The sequence below is a fragment of the Motilimonas thetidivivens genome (genome assembly GCF_046452435.1).
In the GTDB taxonomy this organism is placed as follows: Bacteria; Pseudomonadota; Gammaproteobacteria; order Enterobacterales; family CBDFNC01; genus Motilimonas.
Map to the genome: position 1 here is coordinate 1 of NZ_JBKFDK010000010.1, position 19,499 is coordinate 19,499.

A 19,499-nucleotide genomic window follows, 5' to 3' on the forward strand; every position below is an offset into this window, starting at 1 on the left:
CTAAATGCGTCACATCCAAGCCAAGGTGAATTCGACCTTCTCGATCCTCTGCGTGCAATATATCATTTGCTTTCGATCTGTTGATATGGGGATAGCGGCTCTCGAAGTCGATTTGATTAATATCGACTAATGCAATCTGGTTGAGTTTGTCCCGTTTTTTAATCTGGCGCATTTCATTTTTACAAAGTGGGCATAAGCCATCATAGTAAATTGTTAGCTCTGTACTTTGGTTGAATTGATTGTTCATTTTGCCCTCAGAATATTGATGCTTTATGTGTTCTTATTTAATTGTGAATAAAATGTCACAAATAAATTATGAGTGAAGGTCGTTTTAATTAGGCTAATTCGATACTTAATTAATCTGTACGATTAATTACCAAAAAAAGATTGATTTGATTAAATAAAAATTGTTATGTCAATGTCGATTTAATTGATTTCACTTAGGTAAGTTTTTTTATTTCAATAGAATAGGTTCATTTCTCGTTTTTTTTCCTTTTTTACTAATTCAAACTAACCTTTAAAAATACATCTTGGTTCATCCGTGTAACTGTAAATGGAAAACTAAGGGGGTTGTTACTTCCCAAATATTAATTTGAGGTTAATATGAAGCTGAAATTAGCACATTCACTGTATTTGGCATTTGGCTTAGTGTTAGCCATCTTGATACTGTTTTCGATGTTGGTTTATAGCCAGCAAAAAGAAATTATTAATATTTCTTCCGAGGTAGAGAGTGATGATGTACCTGGTGCCATGTTGTATATGCAAGTCTTGGATGAGATGGGCGATATGCAAACCAATGTATTAGAGTACTTAAATGGGGAGTTTGAAGAATCGCAAGCCTTTGAAGATAATTATCAAGAATTTAAAGGTTTTTTTAAACAACTCGTGCCATTAGAGTCTGGCAAACAATCAGATCGAGATAAAATGGCCTTACTCGAATCCTTGTCTGAGCAGTATGCCAGCGTGGTTCGAGCGGAAATCTTTGCTAAGTACAAACCAGAGCAAGAGCAAAAAGCTTATCGAGCCATTAATGAGTTAGAGGCAACTACAGGTAAGGCCTTAGAAGAGTTACTCGACAAGTTAAAAGATGAAGAATTCAACGATGCGTTAAAAAGTGTCGACCTGCAAGAATCACTTAATGATGACTTACCTGGCGTACGCTATTATCTCGAGATGGTTGATGAAGCTGGTGATATGCTGTCGTCCATTATCAAATACGTGGCGGGGGATACGAGTCGGAAAGACGACTTTGAAAAAGATCGAGCATCGTTTGCCTATTATCTTGAGCTCATTAAACCTTTAGAGCAAAAACCACAAGAATTACAAAACCTTGCCTTGATTCAAAAATATTTTGATGAGATTACAAAAACTGCGGCCGATATTTTTAAAAATTACGATCCTCAATCTAAAATAAATGCCTTAAAAACAGTAGATGATCTTGAAAAGCAAGTGTTTGACAAAATGGAGGCAATCCTTGATAGCTCTTCGGTAGAAGAGCGAGCTGATGCTTCTCTTGCATTGACAACCTTAAATGAGAAATTAACAGCCATGATGACCAAGCTAATCATCATTACTGTTGTGGCTGTTGTACTCGGTTTCTTTATTGCTTGGTATTTATCAAACCGCATTACTTCTCGAGTCAATCTAGTAATGGAAAAAGCAAAATTAATTGCAGCCGGTGATTTATCCAGCCCCGTTAGTGTGGATACATCAGGTGATGAGTTAGGCATGTTGGCGCGTTCGATAGATGAAATGCAAACATCGCTAAAAACCTTGATTGCCGAAATCAGTACGGTGGCGGGTCAAGTGGCAAATGAATCCGATGCCCTTGAAAGTGTCAGCCGTCAGGTAAGCCAAGGTAGTCAAGACCAAGCTCATAAAGCTCAGTTAATAGCGACCGCAGTTGAACAAATGACCGCAACGGTTAATGAGGTCGCAGAGCAATCTTCAATGGCAGCCACATTGGCGCAGCAAGCAGGAGATCAAGCCGATAATGGCGGCAATATCATGCAGCAAACGGTGACCAGCATTCAAAAAGTGTCTACCGTGGTTAATGAATCTGCCGCTGCGGTGGATGAGTTAGGTAAACGCGGTGAAGAAATAGGTCAAATAATTAAAGTGATCACCGATATCGCAGAGCAAACTAATTTACTTGCGTTAAATGCCGCCATTGAGGCGGCTCGGGCGGGAGAGTTTGGTCGAGGTTTCTCGGTGGTGGCTGATGAGGTGCGAGGCCTTGCGGAGCGTACTGCTAAGGCGACGAAACAAGTCGCTGAGTCTATCAATGCAACGCAAAGTGAAACGAATAAAGCGGTTGCGCGCATGGATGAGGGTACTGAGCTTGTTAATCATGGGGTTAAGCTTACCGAAGAGGCGGGAGAAGCCCTTAAATCTATTGTCGAAAACGCCAAAAATGTAAACAGTATGATCCACTCCATCGCCGCAGCAACAGAAGAGCAAAGTGCAGCAACGCGAGAAATAGCTTCGGATATTGTCTTTATCAGTGATGTGGCCGCTGAGACGGTTTCATTAGCGGGTAATGCCAACGAAGCTTCTGGCCGTTTAAGCGATAAGGTAACTCAACTAGAAGGCTTGGTTGCCAAGTTTAAATTGTAATTCTCACTGTGATCTAGTTTTACCGAAACAGGAAACAAGCTTTGGCTTGTTTCCTGTTTTACATTGCCATTGCCTCAACCCGCCTCATGAATGTCCCCTTAGCATCTAACACCTCAGCATCTAACCACTCAATATTTAGCAACTTAGCGTTTAGCTGTTTGAGCTGTCTAATTGGTTGGGCTTAGGCGCCCTTTTATTGCTCAAATGTTATTAGGATTTGCTTTTCCTTCTGAATTGACTGCCGGTTTAGCTTCTCGCTCTGCAGCTTCTTCCTTCGCCCTTTGCAAAATGGCGTGCTCTTGGGCATCCAGTGGCAGCAAACTAATCAGTTCAACGCCATTGGGCAGTTGGTTATTTTCTGTTGCCGAAATCACCTTCAGCTTGTTTTGTTTCGTAAGATAGACTAACGGTATTGCCGTGTCGCCATAGCGCTTTTTGAAATGTTCGAAGGTAAAGCTATCGGTAATACTGGTCAGCTTCAGCGTTGCTCCTTGCGCCATTAAGCTGGCTATTTTGCCATAGGTCACATTTTCACCAAATAGGCATAAGCGCTTCAAATAGGATTCCGATAATTGATGTCTTGCACTGCTATTTTCGGGATTATTTAAGCCATAGACCTTATCTTTTCCCAGTAGATCTTGATAATGAAAACTAACTAAAGGGTTTAACTGGCGATAAGGGGACATGACCAAAACGCGTCCTATGCCGCTCATGTCTAAATAATTACTGGCGTGCTCAGAGGCCGGATTACCAAAATAGACGGGTAAGTTTTGCATTCGAGCTAAGCGTATACTGTCGTAGTTGGTATCGGCCAATAGCACCGGAATTTGTTTTGACTGCAAAATAACCGCCAGCTCGCGGGAAAATTTGGATGCACCAAACATCAACAGGCCTTGTGGTGAGCCGGCTTTAACCCCTAAAAACTTAGCCCAACTACCTGCAGTTAAGCTTTGTATTATCACTGTGCCTATGATGATCAAAAATACCAAGGGGACTATCATTTCAGAGCCTTTAATATTGAGCTGCTCTAACTTGATAGCAAATAGAGAGGAAATGGCCGCAGCAACGATACCTCGAGGCGCAAGCCAGCTTAAAAACCACTTATCGGCTTGGCTGAGACTGGTTCCAATACCAGAGATCCAAACACTGAGTGGCCGAGCAATCAACATCACCACCATTAATACACCAATACCAGACCAACCAAGGCTGAGCATGGCCTGCGAATCAAGGCGAGCGGCCAAAAGAATAAACAGAGCAGAAATCAGCAGCACGGTGAGGGTTTCTTTAAACTCGAGAATATCTTCAATATCAACGCCGCGCATGTTGGCAAGCCAGATCCCCATCACGGTAACAGTAAGTAGCCCCGATTCTTCCTGCAGTGAGTTAGAGGCAACAAAAATGCCCAGCATGATGGTCAGTACCGCGGTATTGCGAAGATAATGAGGAAACAAGTTTTTACGAATAGCTAGCCCTATTCCATATCCGCCTAAGCAACCTAAACCAAGGCCGACCAGTAGCGTAAGGCTTAATGAGGTAAGTATATAGGTTGTTGGATCTGCAGTTACGGTAATAAATTCAAACACGAGTACCGCTAATAGCGCGCCAATCGGGTCAATGATGATTCCCTCCCAGCGAAGAATACTGGCCAGATTGGATTTCGGTTTGACCGAGCGCAGCATGGGTACGATCACGGTTGGCCCTGTTACCACGACTAATGCGCCAAATAACAAGGCGATAGGCCAATCAAAACCGAGTAGGTAATAAGCGGCTGGGGTAACACAAGCCCAAGTGATCAACATGCCAATGGACACTAAATGCGTGACCATTCGGCCATGCTCTCGAATTTCTTTAAAATTGAGGGTGAGGGCACCTTCAAACAAGATCACCGCTACACCAAGAGAAATGATCGGGAATAGAAGCTCACCAAACAACTCATCGGGTTTGAGAATATCTAAACCAGGACCAAGCAGTAAACCACACAAAAGCAGCGGTAAAATAGCAGGTAAACGCAAGCGCCAGCCAACCCATTGGCATAGTAACGACAGTACGCCGATCAGTGCTAGCATGCCTGTTATGTTTTCGTCCATAACGTATCCTTACGTTTTTAATGAAAAATTAACGATTTACAATGTAACAGTATAGCTACTCAAATGGAGATCATTTATGGCAGTGCTGTGATTAGAAAAGATAAATAACAGGAAAAAAGCCAAGAGGGGGGAGACTAAGTTAAGTCTCCATTGGTCAATTTAGAGCCTCAATATTACTCGGCTTGGCTAACGAGTTGCTCTAACTCTCGGTGCAGTAATTCATTGTCGCCCATATTGAGCTCAACCAGTCGTTTCAAGTGGGTGGCACTTTCTATGTCTATGCTGGTGGTTTTTAGGCCAAGGTGATCGGCTTGCTGATGACAAAGAATGACCTTCATGCTTAGCTCTATGTTGCTCTCACCTAAAGTGAAATTTAACACATATTCTTCACCTGTTTGACCGCTCCAAGATGCAGGCGTCTTAACTAAAGCACCTTTAAGGGATAAATCCAATAATTGCGTTGGCCAATGTTGCTCACCTAGTTCAAGAGATGCGCTGGCTTCATAGACCACGCGGGAAAATTTTCTACGTTCAGACATGCTATATTTCCTGTCGTTAAATTGACCTCAATGGCGATTGCCGTTGGCACAAACGGCAGATTAGCGCGTTTTTGATTAGAGATCACTTACTCTGTTTTTAAGCATAACTAAGATGTGATGATTGTGCGACTTTACCAAGAAAAACGCCCTGCAGAGCAGGGCGTTTAGAGCGATTAAGAAATTCGCTTGTACTTGATGCGGTGTGGCTCTGCCGCCGCCGCGCCATAGGTTTTCTTCAACCAAGCTTCGTATTCGGTGTAGTTACCCTCGTAGAAGTTCACTTGGCCCTCATCGCGGTAGTCGATAATGTGGGTAGCGATACGGTCAAGGAACCAACGGTCATGGGAAATAACCATGGCACAACCGGCAAACTCTAATAGCGCATCTTCTAATGCACGTAGGGTTTCGATATCCAGATCGTTGGTTGGTTCATCCAGTAACAGCACGTTACCGCCTGTTTGTAGCAGCTTAGCTAAATGTAAGCGGCCGCGCTCACCACCTGATAGCTCGCCAACACGTTTTTGTTGGTCGGTGCCCTTAAAGTTAAAACGGCTGACATAGGCGCGGCTAGGAATTTGGATATTACCTACCTGCATCATATCACCGCCACCGGTGACTTCTTGGAACACGGTTTTGCTGTCGTCCATGGCATCACGGAACTGATCCACGCTCGATAATTGCACCGTTTCACCAATTTTAATTTCACCTGAGTCGGGCTGCTCTTGGCCAGAGATCATCTTGAATAAGGTCGATTTACCCGCACCGTTGGGGCCGATAATACCGACAATCGCGCCTTTTGGAATGGCAAAAGACAGATCATCAATCAGCACGCGATCGTTGAATGATTTCTTAAGGTTGCTAACTTCAATAACTTGGTCACCCAAACGTTGCCCTGTTGGGATAAACAGTTCATTGGTTTCGTTACGTTTGGCGTAGTCTTGGTTGTTAAGCTCTTCAAAGCGTGCCATACGTGCTTTACTTTTCGATTGGCGACCCTTGGCATTTGAGCGAACCCATTCCAATTCTTTTTCAATCGACTTCTTACGAGCTTTTTCTTGTGACGCTTCTTGTTGCAGACGCGCATCTTTTTGCTCAAGCCAAGAAGAGTAGTTACCTTCCCATGGAATACCTTCACCACGGTCAAGCTCTAAGATCCAGCCAGCTACGTTATCAAGGAAGTAACGGTCATGGGTAATGGCCACTACAGTGCCTTCGTAATCGTGTAAGAAACGCTCAAGCCAAGCCACGGATTCTGCATCCAAGTGGTTGGTTGGTTCGTCTAATAACAGCATGTCTGGCTTTTCAAGTAGCAAGCGACAAATCGCTACACGACGGCGCTCACCACCCGATAGGTGTTTGATTTTAGCATCCCACTCGGGCAAACGTAGCGCATCGGCAGCACGCTCAAGTTGGTTGTCTAGGTTATGGCCGTCATGTGCTTGGATAATGGCTTCTAACTCACCTTGCTCTTTGGCTAGGGCGTCAAAATCGGCATCTTCAAGAGCATATTCGTTGTACACTTCATCAAGACGAACCAGTGCATTTTTTACTTCGGCTACGGCTTCTTCTACCACTTCGCGCACTGATTTTTCTAAATCTAGCTTTGGCTCTTGGGGTAAGTAGCCAACCTTGATGCCCGGCATAGGGCGCGCTTCACCTTCAATTTCCGTATCAACGCCAGCCATGATACGCAGTAAGGTTGATTTACCCGCACCGTTTAAACCCAATACGCCAATCTTAGCGCCGGGGAAGAAACTTAAAGAAATGTCTTTCAAAATCGTACGCTTAGGCGGTACGACCTTGCTCACGCGGTTCATGGTGTAAATAAATTGCGCCATTAAAATGTCCTTTAAATATACCGTTAAAAACGAGTCAAAAAGTATCGGCTAAATGATAGTGCACGTCATTGCAAATGGCAGTAAAGCATGTCGGCTTTGCTTATTTGTTCGCCGCAACGGCTAATCAAAAGCGATGATGGCGTTATTCTACTTTGTTTCGAGGTGGGTGCAATCATCATATACCCAAGACACTTCAAGATGTAGGATTCAGAGCCGCTCATTCTGTTCAGTTTGAGGCAAAAAGACGAAGGAATGGCATTCCCTTTCGAGGCTTTTTAACGACAAAATGGACATAATGAGCGGCTCCCAAAGGGCGAGTTTTGTAGGCTGTTATGCTTTGTTGCTGATTTTCAACGTAGTTTAACAACCGTGAATCACTATGTCTCAAAGCAGCGTCGCGCCTAACGACCTACGGCCAAGGCCTACAAATTCTCGCTGAACAAGCATCTTGAAGTAACTTGGGTATAGGTATGATCCAGAACTAAAAAGCAATCAGGTATACGCTTTAGCAAAGAGGCGAACGTCAAATTGGCTAGTAGCAATCACTGGTATATGAATAAATAACCTGAGCTTTGGATAAGCTATATCGTATGAATAATCCGCAAAAACGCGGTGAATATGTCCCTATACGCTCTGCGTTTTCATCCCTGAAAACGAAGTTTTGCTACTTATTCATACAATATTTATTGGCTGGCTCCATTAACCAGAATTGAGGCTAAATAGATAACCTAATCCTTAAGTCTCCTTGACCCATTGAAATTCATCGATTTAGCGCAGGGTTTTGGCATAACCAGATTGATGTTTTGTTTATTTACTAGTTATTATCTGTCCCGAGTTTGTTCTGATTTAACAGGTGGCAAAACAGTTCGATAGGCCAGCAAATACCTGTTATTAAAGTAAGGTGAGCATTGAAGCATTTAATTACCGCGTTGGAAAACGAGCTGCAAGTATTGCGGCATCATCAAATTGATTTAGCGGTACGCATTGACCAAGCAGAAGGTCAGCTTGCCGAGATTAAAAGCGAAATGGCCAAGGCCAACCTTGAGCCCAATGTCACCACGACGTCAATGGAAGTCGCGGTTGAAACGCCGCCATTGCGCTCTGTGGCACAAGCGCCGAGTATGCCTGTGGTAGGTGATACTGCACTTGTTGAACCAGCAACAAACATCACACCTCCAGCGGCGCCGATTACTCGTTCACTCACAGCAGAAAAATCACCGATACAAGAAGCTGAACAACCAGCACAAAAGCCAAAAGTGGTTCATTCAGCGGCGGCTCAACCAAGCACGTCTGTCACTTTGCAGCAAACGAGCGCCAAGGCTACTGAGTCTTTGCCACAAAAAATGCAAAAAAATGCCCTTGAGCAAGCCAGTAATGAGTGGCTCGATGCCTTGTTAGGGCCAATTGCTAAGGTATCTCGGCAGTTAAAGGGCTTCTACACCCATTATCAGCAGCGCGGTCTTGGTCCTGTGTTTTTAATGACCTTGGCGGGAATTGCGGCATTAACCTTAGGGTTTGGCTACTTGCTGCAATATTCATGGCACCATGTCTTTAGTGATGGCATGCGTATTGCGGTCTCTGTGTTATTTGCCAACTCCATTCTGGCGGCGGGCTTATGGGTCTATAAAAAGAAACCGGATATGTCTGAATATGGCTCGGGACTCGTTGGTCTGGCCATCATTTTAAATTATTTATGTGCCTATTTTGCCGGCCCTGATCTTGGGCTGCTTAACCCCTTATCATCACTGATTTGGTTAGCCGCGGTGACCTTGGTCGGTTATGGTTTTGCGCAAAAACTGGAAACAGAAATCGTTGCCGTGATTGCTTTGCTCGGCGGTGCGTTTTCTCCCTTAGTATTTGGAGTTGAGCAGAACTATCCAACCCTTTATCTGCCTTATATTTTATTGCAGGCCGTGTTTGCTTGGCGAGTTTGTCAGCTGTTGCGTTGGCATGGTCTGCTTACTTTGGCGAGCATGACCCATATCGCCAGTGTTGAAGCCTTTATTCTGTTGATTGATTTTCATGCGCAGCTTGATGTTTGGCGCACCTTGTTAGTTTTATTGTCTATTAACTTACTGTTTTTACTCTATACCCTTACGGGCATAGTGAAATTGCGTAAGCTAAAATTTGATCAACATTTGCTGGCTATACCCGTGGCGCAATTGGCCTTTTTTATCTTGGCCATGCTGCAACTGGATAATTGGGGAGGCAAAGTATTAGCCCTCAATAGCTTGTTATTCCTTGGTTTGTTCGCTTATTGGCGCAAGCAGAATGAGGTGAAACACCTGTGTTTAGTGTTTGCGGGTGTGCTCGCAGGGTTCGCAGCCACCATTTTGGTTTCGACTGAATTTCAAGGGGTTATTTGGTCACTTGAAGGGGCCTTGTTACTTTGGTTAGGGTTACGCCATGGTTACTTGGCTGTTCGTGGTGAAGCTTATGTGCTGTTAGTGATTGGTTTGCTTAGCACCGCTTACACTTGTATCAATTTATTACTGATACCCAGCGAAGCGGCGGCGCCTTTGTTTACTTTAGCTGCATTTGGGGTGAGTGCGCCTTGGTTGAGCTTTGCTATCACCTTGGCGATAGTACGTGGCTGTGAGCGGTTACTGCATCATTATGTTGATTTGGTCGGTACTGACTTTGGCAAAGCCGAGCGGGGCGTGACGCAAGGACTTGCCGAATTGCTCTCGCTGCTGTTGGCGTTATTTGTTTATTTCAGTTGTTATATTTGGCAGCCATCCTATGTCTTGGTGGCTTCCCTATTTGTGGCTCCCTTATTGCTGTGGCGTACTACGCGTCAAGCCTTACCTGTTACCGAGATATTGTCTTGGTTGGCCTACTTACCTTTATTCATTCAGATCCTAACCAGTGTCCAGCAGGCACAAAGCTGGCGCTTTGTTGAGCAAGATTTATTAGGGCAACTGGCGCGTGTGGGTGTATTTGCCCTAATGTGGTTAACTTATCGCGTTTATTGTCGTTATTTGCCAAGCTCTGCCTTATTGCCTGTTGCAAGAGGGATGAACTTACTTGTTTACTTGGCGATTCCGGCTTACGTTACGATTAAAGTGGGTAAGGTGGCTCTGGATTGGGTGTCACTGGCTGCATGGTTAAGCGTGGCCATTGCGTTGACCTTAGATTATTGGCGCAAGGTAAAAATACTGCGCATTGAAGCCTTGCTACTGCTTGTTGTGGCGCTATTGCTGTCCTTTTCGCAGGCTGTGGTCGTTGGCATTTGGCAAGGCTGGCTTGCTTTACTGCTTGGCTGCGCCATGTTCGCGGCGATTGAACTGAATGTCGCTCGTTGCCGAGCGCGTTTACGTGCGTTAGCACCGTTGTCTGTATTACTCAAACTGACGCCGGTCTATTTCTCTGTCGTGGTGGCGGCGCTGCTTTGTTTCTTATGGCGCTGGCCGTATTACCTAGCTATCTCTATTTGGGGCTGTGCACTGGTGGTGTTTGCTTTGCATGCTTGGCTGGCGCATGTTTGGTTCCGTTATCAATTACTGGCGCTGGTTTGCTTGGCCAACATCGCCATGGTGATCAGCTTATTTGCCGAAGTACCTCAAGGTTGGTTGTCCTTAGGCATAGGTTTGGTTGTGTTTAGCGCATTGCGAATTCGTTTAACCCAGTGGCGCGGTTGGCTGTTTAAACACCAACCTCTCACCTTGTTAAGAAAAAGCGTTCCGTATTATTTCTCTTTGCTGGTGGCCATTTGTGTTTATGTTGCCACTAAGTTTCCTGACGCGCTTTGGTTTAGTCTATGGGGCTGCGCTGCGTTTGCCTTGGCCTTGCATGTGCCGATCCGCCATGTTTTATTGCGCTCTTTGGCCATGATGTTGCTGATGCTGGCGAGCGGATTCAATTTATACCTTATCTTAAGTGAAGATTTTAATGGCGTGCTGGGGTTAGGGATAGGTTTAGTTGCGATAATGGCGTATAGCTATGTTTACCCAAGCCGTCAACGCTACCTGACGCGCTTTAAACCATTAGCCATGGCCTATCCGGTGAAGCCTTATTTTATGGCTATTGCCGGGTTAGCCTTGACCTATTATTTCACCGATTGGTTCGCGCCCGCTGTGCTGGTGGCTTTTGCTTGCTGGTGGAATGATTTAAATCGCTGGCCACTGCAAGGGGCTATTCGTCCAAGTTGGCGACTGGCTCTCGCTTGTGTGGTGATGGCTACGCTTAGCTTAATGGGCTTGCACGCCTTAGCATTACATTATGAACAGCGCGACGTTCTATTATTCGCCCTATTTGATGGCATTGCATTACTTGGCCTAGGTTGGCTGCTATTTTACACCCCGATTAAACGTGCGCTATCGGCATATTATCTAGGCTTATTGCTACTTTGGCATGGGCTCTTTATGGCCGCTTATTTATTAACCGGTTACAGCTTGGGTCCTGAGGTGTTTGCGCCATTAAGCTCAGTGGCTTTGGTAGCACATGGTAGCTGGCTGATGATGTTGAGTTTACAGGTGAGAAAACAGCGTTTAATCAGATTGGCCAGTGCCTTGTATGCGCTTGTTTTGATCAAAGTGATATTTTGGGACATGGCCGGTTTTGCTTTGGTGCAAAAAGTTGTGGCATTTATGGCTATCGGCGCGGTATTGCTGCTGGTCTCTTACTTTTATCTTAAACAAAGGAATAAACAGTTAGCTCAGGTGTCTATTGTTAAGCCAGTGCCGGACCTAAAAACTGAAGCCTAGCCAAATTGAAATATTCGACCGCATCAATGTGACTGATTTTTTAGACGGCTGTGGTCGTTAGTTCTTCGATGTTAGCTTGTGATGTCGAGATGAAATAGCATTCGTTTAGGTGCTTGATAAGGCAAGCGTAGACATCTGGATCTAGCCGGTGCTGATCTACCATAGGTTGCATAATGGCGATAATTTCTTGTTGACTCATTATTCCGCGATAGGGTCTGTCCTGTGAAAGTGATTGAAATATATCGGCAATGGCAATAATTCGTGAAGGTAAATCCAGTTCGTTAGCGGTTTTATTATACGGATATCCACTGCCATCTAATCTTTCATGGTGGCTTGAGGCCCATTCTCCTATCTTCGAGTTAGGGAACACCATATGCAAAGCAATTTCTGTATCCACCGCGTGCTTTTTCATATGGGCATATTCTTCATTGGTGAGCTTGCCTGGCTTGTGTAAGATCGCATCGGGTGTGCGAAGCTTACCTATGTCATGAACTAACCCCGCGACATAAAGCATTCGGCAAATCTTATGAGGTAGTTGCATTCTGGCACCAAGAAATCGTACTAGGTCAGCAACCCTGAGTGAATGCTGATAGGTAAAGGGGCTTTTGGCATCAACGATACCAGCAATAAAGCGGCCGAGTTCGGTTAAAGCGTCAAGGGATAAGTTCATTTTTAGCCAATCAAGATGGGTAAATGAAAGGGGGAGACTTTCTATGTGCTCCGATTCCATGGAATACCAAAAACCATCTTTAGCAACTTGCTTAACGAGTGCATCAACAAAGTCTGGATTGAATAAACTGCCTTTTTGTTGCTGAAGCTCTTCACTTATTGCCTGTTTGTGTAATGTGATGAGGTTACTATTTTGTTTATTTAGATAACGAGCTCGGATGAAGTCTAGTCGGTCAGCAAGAAAGATAATCGCGCTAATGTCTTTATCGTAGGGGGGGAGGTCAGTATGGATTAGGTCTGCCCAATGAGTGTGATGAAATAGCACGATATTGGCAAATCGAGTGAGTAGATGGCATCTATTTAGAGCTTGGTAACCCGCTACGCAATGACGTTGGCTATTATCCGGTGTCATCTTACTAACTAGAGCAATATGCTCTTCAGATTGTGAGACGCCGCAATCATGTAGTAACCCAGCCATAAAACAAAATTCTTGTTTTTGTTGGTCCCAGCCTAATTGTTTGGCGATTTCATAGGCAATATAGGCAACACGATGGCCATGATGATTATCATCTATGCCAACATAATCTAGCGCTCGCGCGATCCAAATCAGTGCGTGCTTTAAATCAATAGAAAAAGCCTGATCTTGATTCTCAGTAAGGACCTTCATCTTCTTCTCCACCAGCTAACGTTGAGTATTTTTGGAGACCTATATTTTAGATTAGCTCAATTTTTTGCTTTTTATTGATTTGTCAATTGCAGTGACTGGATTAAATGGACGGTAATTTGTGTGGGTTTTATTATCTACTTGTTTAAAAATAGATTTATTAATTTAGCTGGGTAAAAACGATTAATTATTTTGCGTGTGGCACTTTGAGGGGGGCATTTCAACTCGTTGTTTTAGCAAAATACCAAGCCTAGCTGATCCTAGGCTTGGTAAAAATAGCGTGATTACAATAGCGCAGGGAAACCTGGTAATTGACCAACAAGTGCCAATGAACCTACACAGATAATGAAGGTGATCAATGGAATCGTTAGTTTATCGGTCCAAGAAAGTGACTCTGCACGCTCTTTGTCACCGGTTAGACCTAAGTTATCTAGCAACATAGCTAGCGCCCAACCAAACACTGGGTTAACCAGTGCACATGAGAACATACAGATACCCGCACTTTGTGAGTTTTGTGCGCTGCGAACCATTTGCATACCCGCTTCAAGTAAAGGCAAGAATACGCCTACAAGTAGTGCTACGCGCAGTACTGGCTCCCACATTGCAAGATCCATTGGGTAGCCGATGATAGAGGCAAGCACACACACTAAGCCAGTTAGTACCGCACCGCCTGGGATTGGGCGCTTAGCAATCGCTGCTGGGATCATGTAAGTACCCCAAGAAGACGCTAAGTTACCCCCACCAAGACCGGCACCAACAATTTGGCGCACCGAACATACCGCCATGGTGTCATCCACGTTCATCAGTACCTTGTTGGCTTTACGTGGGTAGTTCAGCTCTTGGAATACGCGATGACCAAGGAAATCTGGTGACCACATGGCGACGGCTAAGATAGCGAATGGAATAACCGCAATATAGTGATGCAGCTCTGGCCAACCCATTTGCCAACCTGTGTCTTCACCCCACCAATAGAATGGGCTCATGTTAGGTAGACCTGGCTCGGTAACAAAGCTAAATGGCGTGCCCATAGCGTAAGCTATGATACCGGCTAAGGCCGAACAAAGCGGAATAGCTAACCAACGCTTTTCTACTTTTGCAAGGTAAGCGTAAATCACGATAGTGGCGAAGATAACCACAAAGAACACGGGCTCTTGGTCGATATTGACAGACCATTCATCAAATTTCTTGATTTGACCCACTAGCCCCATGGCACCTAAGTAAATTAACAAGCCGCCGCGAACCCCTTCACCGGTTAAGGTAACGAGTTTAGAGCCGCCTTTACTGGCACTAAGGAGTAAACCAAACACACCTACCATGATACCTAAGGCGAGCGGATGGCCTCCGGCCGCAGCAATCAAGGGAATCAGCGGGATCATGGGGCCATGAGTACCGGCCAAGTTGGTAAGCGGGTTAATTAAGGCAGAAAATAAAACCACAAACAGTACGCCGGCGATAAGTAACTCGTAGCGTACGTTTTCAACAATGAACTCGGGTGACAAATTAAATTGTGCGGCAAAAGCGGCCACCATGGCTGTTACCATTACGATTTTACCAATGGTGGCAGCAAAGGCGGGAACCCAGTCTTCCACTTCGATGCGGTAATCACGACCAGGTAAATTTAGCTTCCAGCGCTTTAGCTCCATGATCTCGAGCTCGTGCTCTAGATATTCATTGCGGCTGTTAAACTCACTGGCAGGCTTGTGTTTTTGCTGATAGTTACTTTGCTCTGCTGGTGGTTTTGATTCAGTTGGATTATTTGGTGAGTTCATATCTTCCCTCTATTATCCCTAAAAAATTAAAGCGTCTTGTATCCGTTTGACGGACATCCTTTGGGGTGCATTTAAAATGGCTTTGCTATTGGGTTTACTGATCTAAATCAGATTCATGTATTTATTTTTCTTATGAGCGATATAAGCGTTTGATATTTTTAACGGCTTTATACACTGTATTTTTGTTGTTTTACAGTTCAATATTTTGCTCGGGTGTGCACTTGTTATACTATTGTTATTAAATGGTTTATCAAAATGGCTTTTTTGAACTTTCTATATCCCCCCTATTTTTTTGCTAACTGTTTGCTGTTAAAGGATATAGATTAAAAGTTTATGTATTGGCTAGGGTTTTTTGGGTTTTTCTGAGGGGCAGATTATTTTGTTGTACCAATTATGAATTATGAGATCTTTATCTCAGTCAACTGAAACTGAGCAACATCTTTAGGTGGTTTGTTTTTGTACAGCTTGGTGGCAGGGAGCAAAAGTAATACCCCAAAAGCGACCTTTGATTCATAGCGGGTGTTTTTGAATAGATCTAGTTTAAGCGAGCGGATGCAGCTAAGTCGGCACGGTGTGGCGCAATAAAAATGAGCAAGCAAAAAATGAATACGCTTAACTGCAAGTCAATGCAGTTAAGCAAAATACAAAGAATAATACCTTGTTAGCCGATTAACGGACTCGGCTTGGGTAGGCTTGGGCGAAGCTGATGGGATCTTTGAAACACAATACATGGACAAAATTAGTGATGGCTACTAGCCAAAACTGAAATAAACTCAGAGGCTTAAGTTTTTTTTCAAACACCCAGTTACGATGGATTAATACCATCATGGTCACTAATGAAATGGCAACAAATAAATAAAACATGCTCAACTCCTTTGAACCTTGTTAAGTTCAACATGCCGCTGTTTTTTTTTAAGCGCAATCCTTTCACGGCAAAATTTCTAACTTGTTCACAAATGCATCGTTTGTAGTTAGGCATAGGCGAGTTTTTTGCGTTATGTCATAAAATGTCATTAACTATTTTAAGATGAACAACTTAACGGCATTTGCGGTGAACCGGCAGGGGCGGGCATGGCATAGTATTCGGATCCTGGCTGCTCATCAAAAGGATGCGCAAGCAAATTAAATAAACGGGCCATTTCTTGGTAATCACCTTGTTCGGCTTTGGCGATAGCCTGCTGTAGTAAATGGTTTCTTAAAATGTATTTGGGATTAACTTGGCACATTTGGGTTTGTCGCTGTTGCCAATTGATGTGCTCTAAACAAGCACGTTTAAGGTAACGGTTAAACCATGCCGTAAATGCCGGATCCTGGTTAAACAGATCTTGCATTTGCTGACTGTTTTTACACTGACTTAAACGGCGAAAGCACGTGCTGTAATCAACGTGGTGTGTGGCCATTAGCTGCAAAAGTTCACGGATTAAATCCCCATCTTGCGGCTGCGCGATGGCTAATCCAAGTTTACCTAGCATTAGCGTGCGATAATGATGGATCAGTTGAGGTTCAAATTTTTCAAGGGATTGATTAAGTTCATCATGACTGATTATGGGGGTTAAGGCATAAGCTAATGCGGTAAGGTTCCACAGCGCGATATCCCCTTGGCGATTAAAGGCGTAACGGCCCTCGTAGTCTGATGAATTACAAACATAATCGGCCTGATAGCGCTGCAAAAAAGCAAACGGGCCATAATCAAAGGTTTCGCCTAGGATTGACATATTGTCGGTATTCATCACCCCATGGCAAAAACCGACCGCTTGCCATTTGGCAATCAGTTGCGCAGTTTGCTCAATAATACGCTCAAACATGGCTTGATAAGGTGATGTATTTTCGGCTAAATCGGGCCAGTGTTGCTGAATTAAGCTATCAGCAAGCACAGCTAAAAGCTGGTGCTGGTTGCTGTGATATAAGTATTCAAAATGGCCAAATCGGATATGGCTTTTGCTTACCCTTACAAGCATTGCAGCGGTTTCAACTTGCTCTCGCTTGACTGGCTCATCACCGCTAATTAAACATAATGCGCGAGTGGTGGGAATGCCTAAATGATGCATCGCCTCACTGCACAGGTATTCCCGAATACTTGAGCGTAAAACCGCGCGACCATCGCCTTGACGGGAAAATGGGGTTTTACCGGCGCCTTTTAAGTGTAAGTCCCAAATTACCTTGTTCTGATCTTGTACTTGCCCCATCAATAAGCCTCGGCCATCACCTAGATGAGGATTATAAATACCGAACTGATGGCCAGCGTATTTCATGGCCACGGGTTGCATGTTGTTTAGTAGGGTATGCCCTGAAAACAGTTGCACAAATTCGGCGCGGCTTAATTCGCTTTGAGCCAAATTAAGTAACTGCGCCACCGCTTGATTGGTGTGCACCAACTGCGGATGGGGCAAAGGAGTCGGTGACACATGCCGATAAAGGACATTGGGCAGCTGAGTAAATGGGCTGACAAGCTTCAGTTGCTCTAAAGTATGGCTCATAGTGTGGTCTTTGGTTTTAGTTTGGTTTTAATGTTTTAGCTATAAAGGTATCCCTTCAAGCATAAAGCATCTTGAGATAACTTGGTTATATACCCAAGTTACTTCAAGATGCTTGTTCAGCGAGAATTTGTAGGCTGTTAGGCGCGACGCTGATTTGAGACATAGTGATTCACGGTTGTTAAACTACGTTGAAAATCAGCAACAAAGCATAACAGCCTACAAAACTCGCCCTTTGGGAGCCGCTCATTATGTCCATTTTGTCGTTAAAAAGTCTCGCAAGGGAATGCCATTCCTTCGTCTTTTTGCCTCAAACTGAACAGAATGAGCGGCTCTGAATCCTGCATCTTGAAGTGTCTTGGGTATAGAAACCGACAATCAGCAAGGTCAGCCTCAATGGGTGAGCAAAGCTGTCTATACTTGTGATATGCCGACAAGGTAGACGGTCAAGGACGCTCGCTATGATGCCAAGTTTAAGGGTACTGTTTTTTCGTGTTAGCTACGCTTTGTGCATTGTCTTATTCGTTGTGATATATCCCGAGCCTTGGGTGACATTGCGTGTGCCCATCGAGGTTGATTTTTGGCCGCAAGGCTATGCCTTTTTTAGTGGCCTTTGGCAGTGGGTGGCCCCGCTACAGCCTTTGGTTATTGCCTTGTTATTGATGGCTCAGTGGATCAGTTGGCGTAAGTATCGATTGGAAAAGGAAAAAATCTACCAACAAAAGCAAGAGCGTATGGCGGAGTACCAGCAGCTTGAAGCGCAAATTTATGAAGGTAAGCCGTTATTTGCAAAGGGAATGGGCGCGGTTGAATATAAGCCGCTATTGGATGCGTTATACTGGCAGCAGCAACAGTTAACCGCGTTACAGCACAAGCAATTGCAGTTAGATAAGCATTTTGCTCGTGAGCGAGAGCTTAAAGCCAAACTAGAGCAGGAAAAGCGCAGATTAAGCCTTTCCTTATTGGAAATTAAGGAAACTGATAAGCAACGATGCGAGCAAATTCGCCATCTCAAGCTTTGCTTTGCTGATGAAGTTGCCGACTTAAAAGAGCGTCTGAACTATTTTGGCGCATTACGCTCGAGTACTTATCAACATTGGGCTCAATTACTTCCTCAGCTGATAGAAACTTGCCAGTATCTTTACTTGGACGTTAATCACCCCGCCCATGCCATGTTAGTCAAACAGTTAAAATGCCAGTTAGAGGATGAGTTGGACGCCTTGGTCAGCTATTTTGATGTCTCTCCCGAGCGAGCACAAAGTATGCGCTGGCAGATGCCCAGCATGTTGTCGCCGCTTGCACAAGTGGCGCAGCAGCATCATCTTGTCAGTACGGCCCAAGCTAATCAGTGGCAGTTTATGTTAGTTGGCAATGGCTTAAATTCATTATTTGAGCAGCTTGTTCAACAAGGGTTTAATGCTCAGTTCGTCGCTGATATCGCATCACTGGTGCCACTGGTACAAAGCGCTGCCACGCAATCAAAATCAATCTGTGTCGTGGTTGATTGCAACTCAAGTTACCTATCCGGCCAAGGCCAGCAACCTCAGCAAGATAACCTTAGAGTTGATTATTCTGAGCTGTTTAATGAGTTAGACGCAGTGTTACCGCCCGATATTTTATTGGTGGCCGCTAGTCAACAATGGTCTTGGCAAGGGGTGCACCAGTACCAAATGCGTGTTGATGGCCTATTGACTTACCCCATTAGCTTGTTTGATCTGTTGCGCTGTTTACCCGTTTCATCGGTGCCAAGTGATGAGGATAACCTCAGTCAACTTGAGCAATTACTGCAAACTCAATTACCTAAAGAGCCAGACTTGACCTTACTCGCCAGTAATGAAGAGATGCAACAAAAGCACATTTTAGATACAGAGCAGCATTTATTACCTGAGGTACCCCAAGCCTTGTTTGATTTAGCTGAAGCCGCCGAAGCCCTAACCAAAGAGCAAGGGGTGGCGCAAAACAGTGCCACCTTGATCCGTTTGAGTGAGCAACTTGCCTTGCCTATGTTGGCTGTGGTGGCGAAAGAGCTGGTGGCACAGCATCAGCAAAACAAAGACATTAGCGCCTTGTGTATTGTGTTGTGGCAGTGCTATCAAGAATCGGTGCGCGCTTTTAATGCTCGCACCGAATTTTGATG

At 44.5% G+C, this 19,499-nt stretch carries 11 protein-coding genes; 3 read left to right on the forward strand and 8 right to left on the reverse strand.

Translation table 11 applies throughout. The features are described from left to right. Positions 1-247 (reverse strand): thiol-disulfide oxidoreductase DCC family protein (locus ACK8OT_RS09250; protein ID WP_410196223.1); only part of this gene is annotated, 247 nt, incomplete at its 3' end. A 356-nt stretch (positions 248-603) separates the two neighbouring features. Here ACK8OT_RS09250 and ACK8OT_RS09255 point away from each other — a divergent pair. Next, positions 604-2,616: a methyl-accepting chemotaxis protein gene (locus ACK8OT_RS09255; RefSeq protein WP_410196224.1), complete on the forward strand. Its 2,013-nt coding sequence runs from the start codon at positions 604-606 to the stop codon at positions 2,614-2,616. Positions 2,617-2,816: 200 nt separating this feature from the next. Here the strand turns inward: ACK8OT_RS09255 and ACK8OT_RS09260 are convergent, their stop codons facing one another. The 3 genes from ACK8OT_RS09260 to ettA all read right to left on the reverse strand — a co-directional run bounded on the left by ACK8OT_RS09260 (position 2,817) and on the right by ettA (position 7,080). Continuing rightward, entirely contained in the window at positions 2,817-4,703 is a 1,887-nt protein-coding gene (locus ACK8OT_RS09260) for a cation:proton antiporter domain-containing protein (protein WP_410196225.1), read from the reverse strand. Positions 4,704-4,876: 173 nt separating this feature from the next. Continuing rightward, positions 4,877-5,242: a PilZ domain-containing protein gene (locus ACK8OT_RS09265; protein ID WP_410196226.1), complete on the reverse strand. Its 366-nt coding sequence runs from the start codon at positions 5,240-5,242 to the stop codon at positions 4,877-4,879. Positions 5,243-5,415: 173 nt separating this feature from the next. After that, the gene (gene ettA, locus ACK8OT_RS09270; RefSeq protein WP_410196227.1) at positions 5,416-7,080 is read right to left on the reverse strand and encodes an energy-dependent translational throttle protein EttA; all 1,665 of its coding nucleotides are present in this window, start codon (positions 7,078-7,080) and stop codon (positions 5,416-5,418) included. Positions 7,081-7,988: 908 nt separating this feature from the next. On the opposite strand from ettA, the gene ACK8OT_RS09275 reads away from it, so the two are divergent. Further along, on the forward strand, positions 7,989-11,786 hold the full coding sequence (locus ACK8OT_RS09275) for a DUF2339 domain-containing protein (RefSeq protein WP_410196228.1): 3,798 nt from the start codon (positions 7,989-7,991) through the stop codon (positions 11,784-11,786). A 40-nt stretch (positions 11,787-11,826) separates the two neighbouring features. Here ACK8OT_RS09275 and ACK8OT_RS09280 read toward each other — a convergent pair whose 3' ends face one another. The 4 genes from ACK8OT_RS09280 to ACK8OT_RS09295 form a co-directional block, all read right to left on the reverse strand. Continuing rightward, the gene (locus ACK8OT_RS09280) at positions 11,827-13,122 is read right to left on the reverse strand and encodes an HD-GYP domain-containing protein (protein WP_410196229.1); all 1,296 of its coding nucleotides are present in this window, start codon (positions 13,120-13,122) and stop codon (positions 11,827-11,829) included. A gap of 281 nt (positions 13,123-13,403) precedes the next feature. After that, a complete protein-coding gene (locus tag ACK8OT_RS09285; RefSeq protein ID WP_410196230.1) occupies positions 13,404-14,888 on the reverse strand; it encodes a DUF3360 family protein in 1,485 nt (494 codons plus the stop codon). Positions 14,889-15,557: 669 nt separating this feature from the next. Continuing rightward, positions 15,558-15,752: a hypothetical protein gene (locus ACK8OT_RS09290; protein WP_410196231.1), complete on the reverse strand. Its 195-nt coding sequence runs from the start codon at positions 15,750-15,752 to the stop codon at positions 15,558-15,560. A gap of 158 nt (positions 15,753-15,910) precedes the next feature. Beyond that, positions 15,911-17,365: a protein adenylyltransferase SelO gene (locus tag ACK8OT_RS09295; protein WP_410196232.1), complete on the reverse strand. Its 1,455-nt coding sequence runs from the start codon at positions 17,363-17,365 to the stop codon at positions 15,911-15,913. 458 nt (positions 17,366-17,823) lie between these two features. On the opposite strand from ACK8OT_RS09295, the gene ACK8OT_RS09300 reads away from it, so the two are divergent. Beyond that, positions 17,824-19,497 (forward strand): hypothetical protein, encoded by a 1,674-nt coding sequence (locus ACK8OT_RS09300; protein WP_410196233.1) that lies wholly within the window; start codon positions 17,824-17,826, stop codon positions 19,495-19,497. The last annotated feature ends 2 nt before the right edge of the window (positions 19,498-19,499 follow it).

Coding starts and splice junctions, on each gene's coding strand:
- ACK8OT_RS09255 (WP_410196224.1), top strand. CDS start 604: ATGAAGCTGAAATTAGCACATTCACTGTATTTGGCATTTGGCTTAGTG.
- ACK8OT_RS09260 (WP_410196225.1), bottom strand. CDS start 4,703: ATGGACGAAAACATAACAGGCATGCTAGCACTGATCGGCGTACTGTCG.
- ACK8OT_RS09265 (WP_410196226.1), bottom strand. CDS start 5,242: ATGTCTGAACGTAGAAAATTTTCCCGCGTGGTCTATGAAGCCAGCGCA.
- ettA (WP_410196227.1), bottom strand. CDS start 7,080: ATGGCGCAATTTATTTACACCATGAACCGCGTGAGCAAGGTCGTACCG.
- ACK8OT_RS09280 (WP_410196229.1), bottom strand. CDS start 13,122: ATGAAGGTCCTTACTGAGAATCAAGATCAGGCTTTTTCTATTGATTTA.
- ACK8OT_RS09285 (WP_410196230.1), bottom strand. CDS start 14,888: ATGAACTCACCAAATAATCCAACTGAATCAAAACCACCAGCAGAGCAA.
- ACK8OT_RS09290 (WP_410196231.1), bottom strand. CDS start 15,752: ATGTTTTATTTATTTGTTGCCATTTCATTAGTGACCATGATGGTATTA.
- ACK8OT_RS09295 (WP_410196232.1), bottom strand. CDS start 17,365: ATGAGCCATACTTTAGAGCAACTGAAGCTTGTCAGCCCATTTACTCAG.
- ACK8OT_RS09300 (WP_410196233.1), top strand. CDS start 17,824: ATGATGCCAAGTTTAAGGGTACTGTTTTTTCGTGTTAGCTACGCTTTG.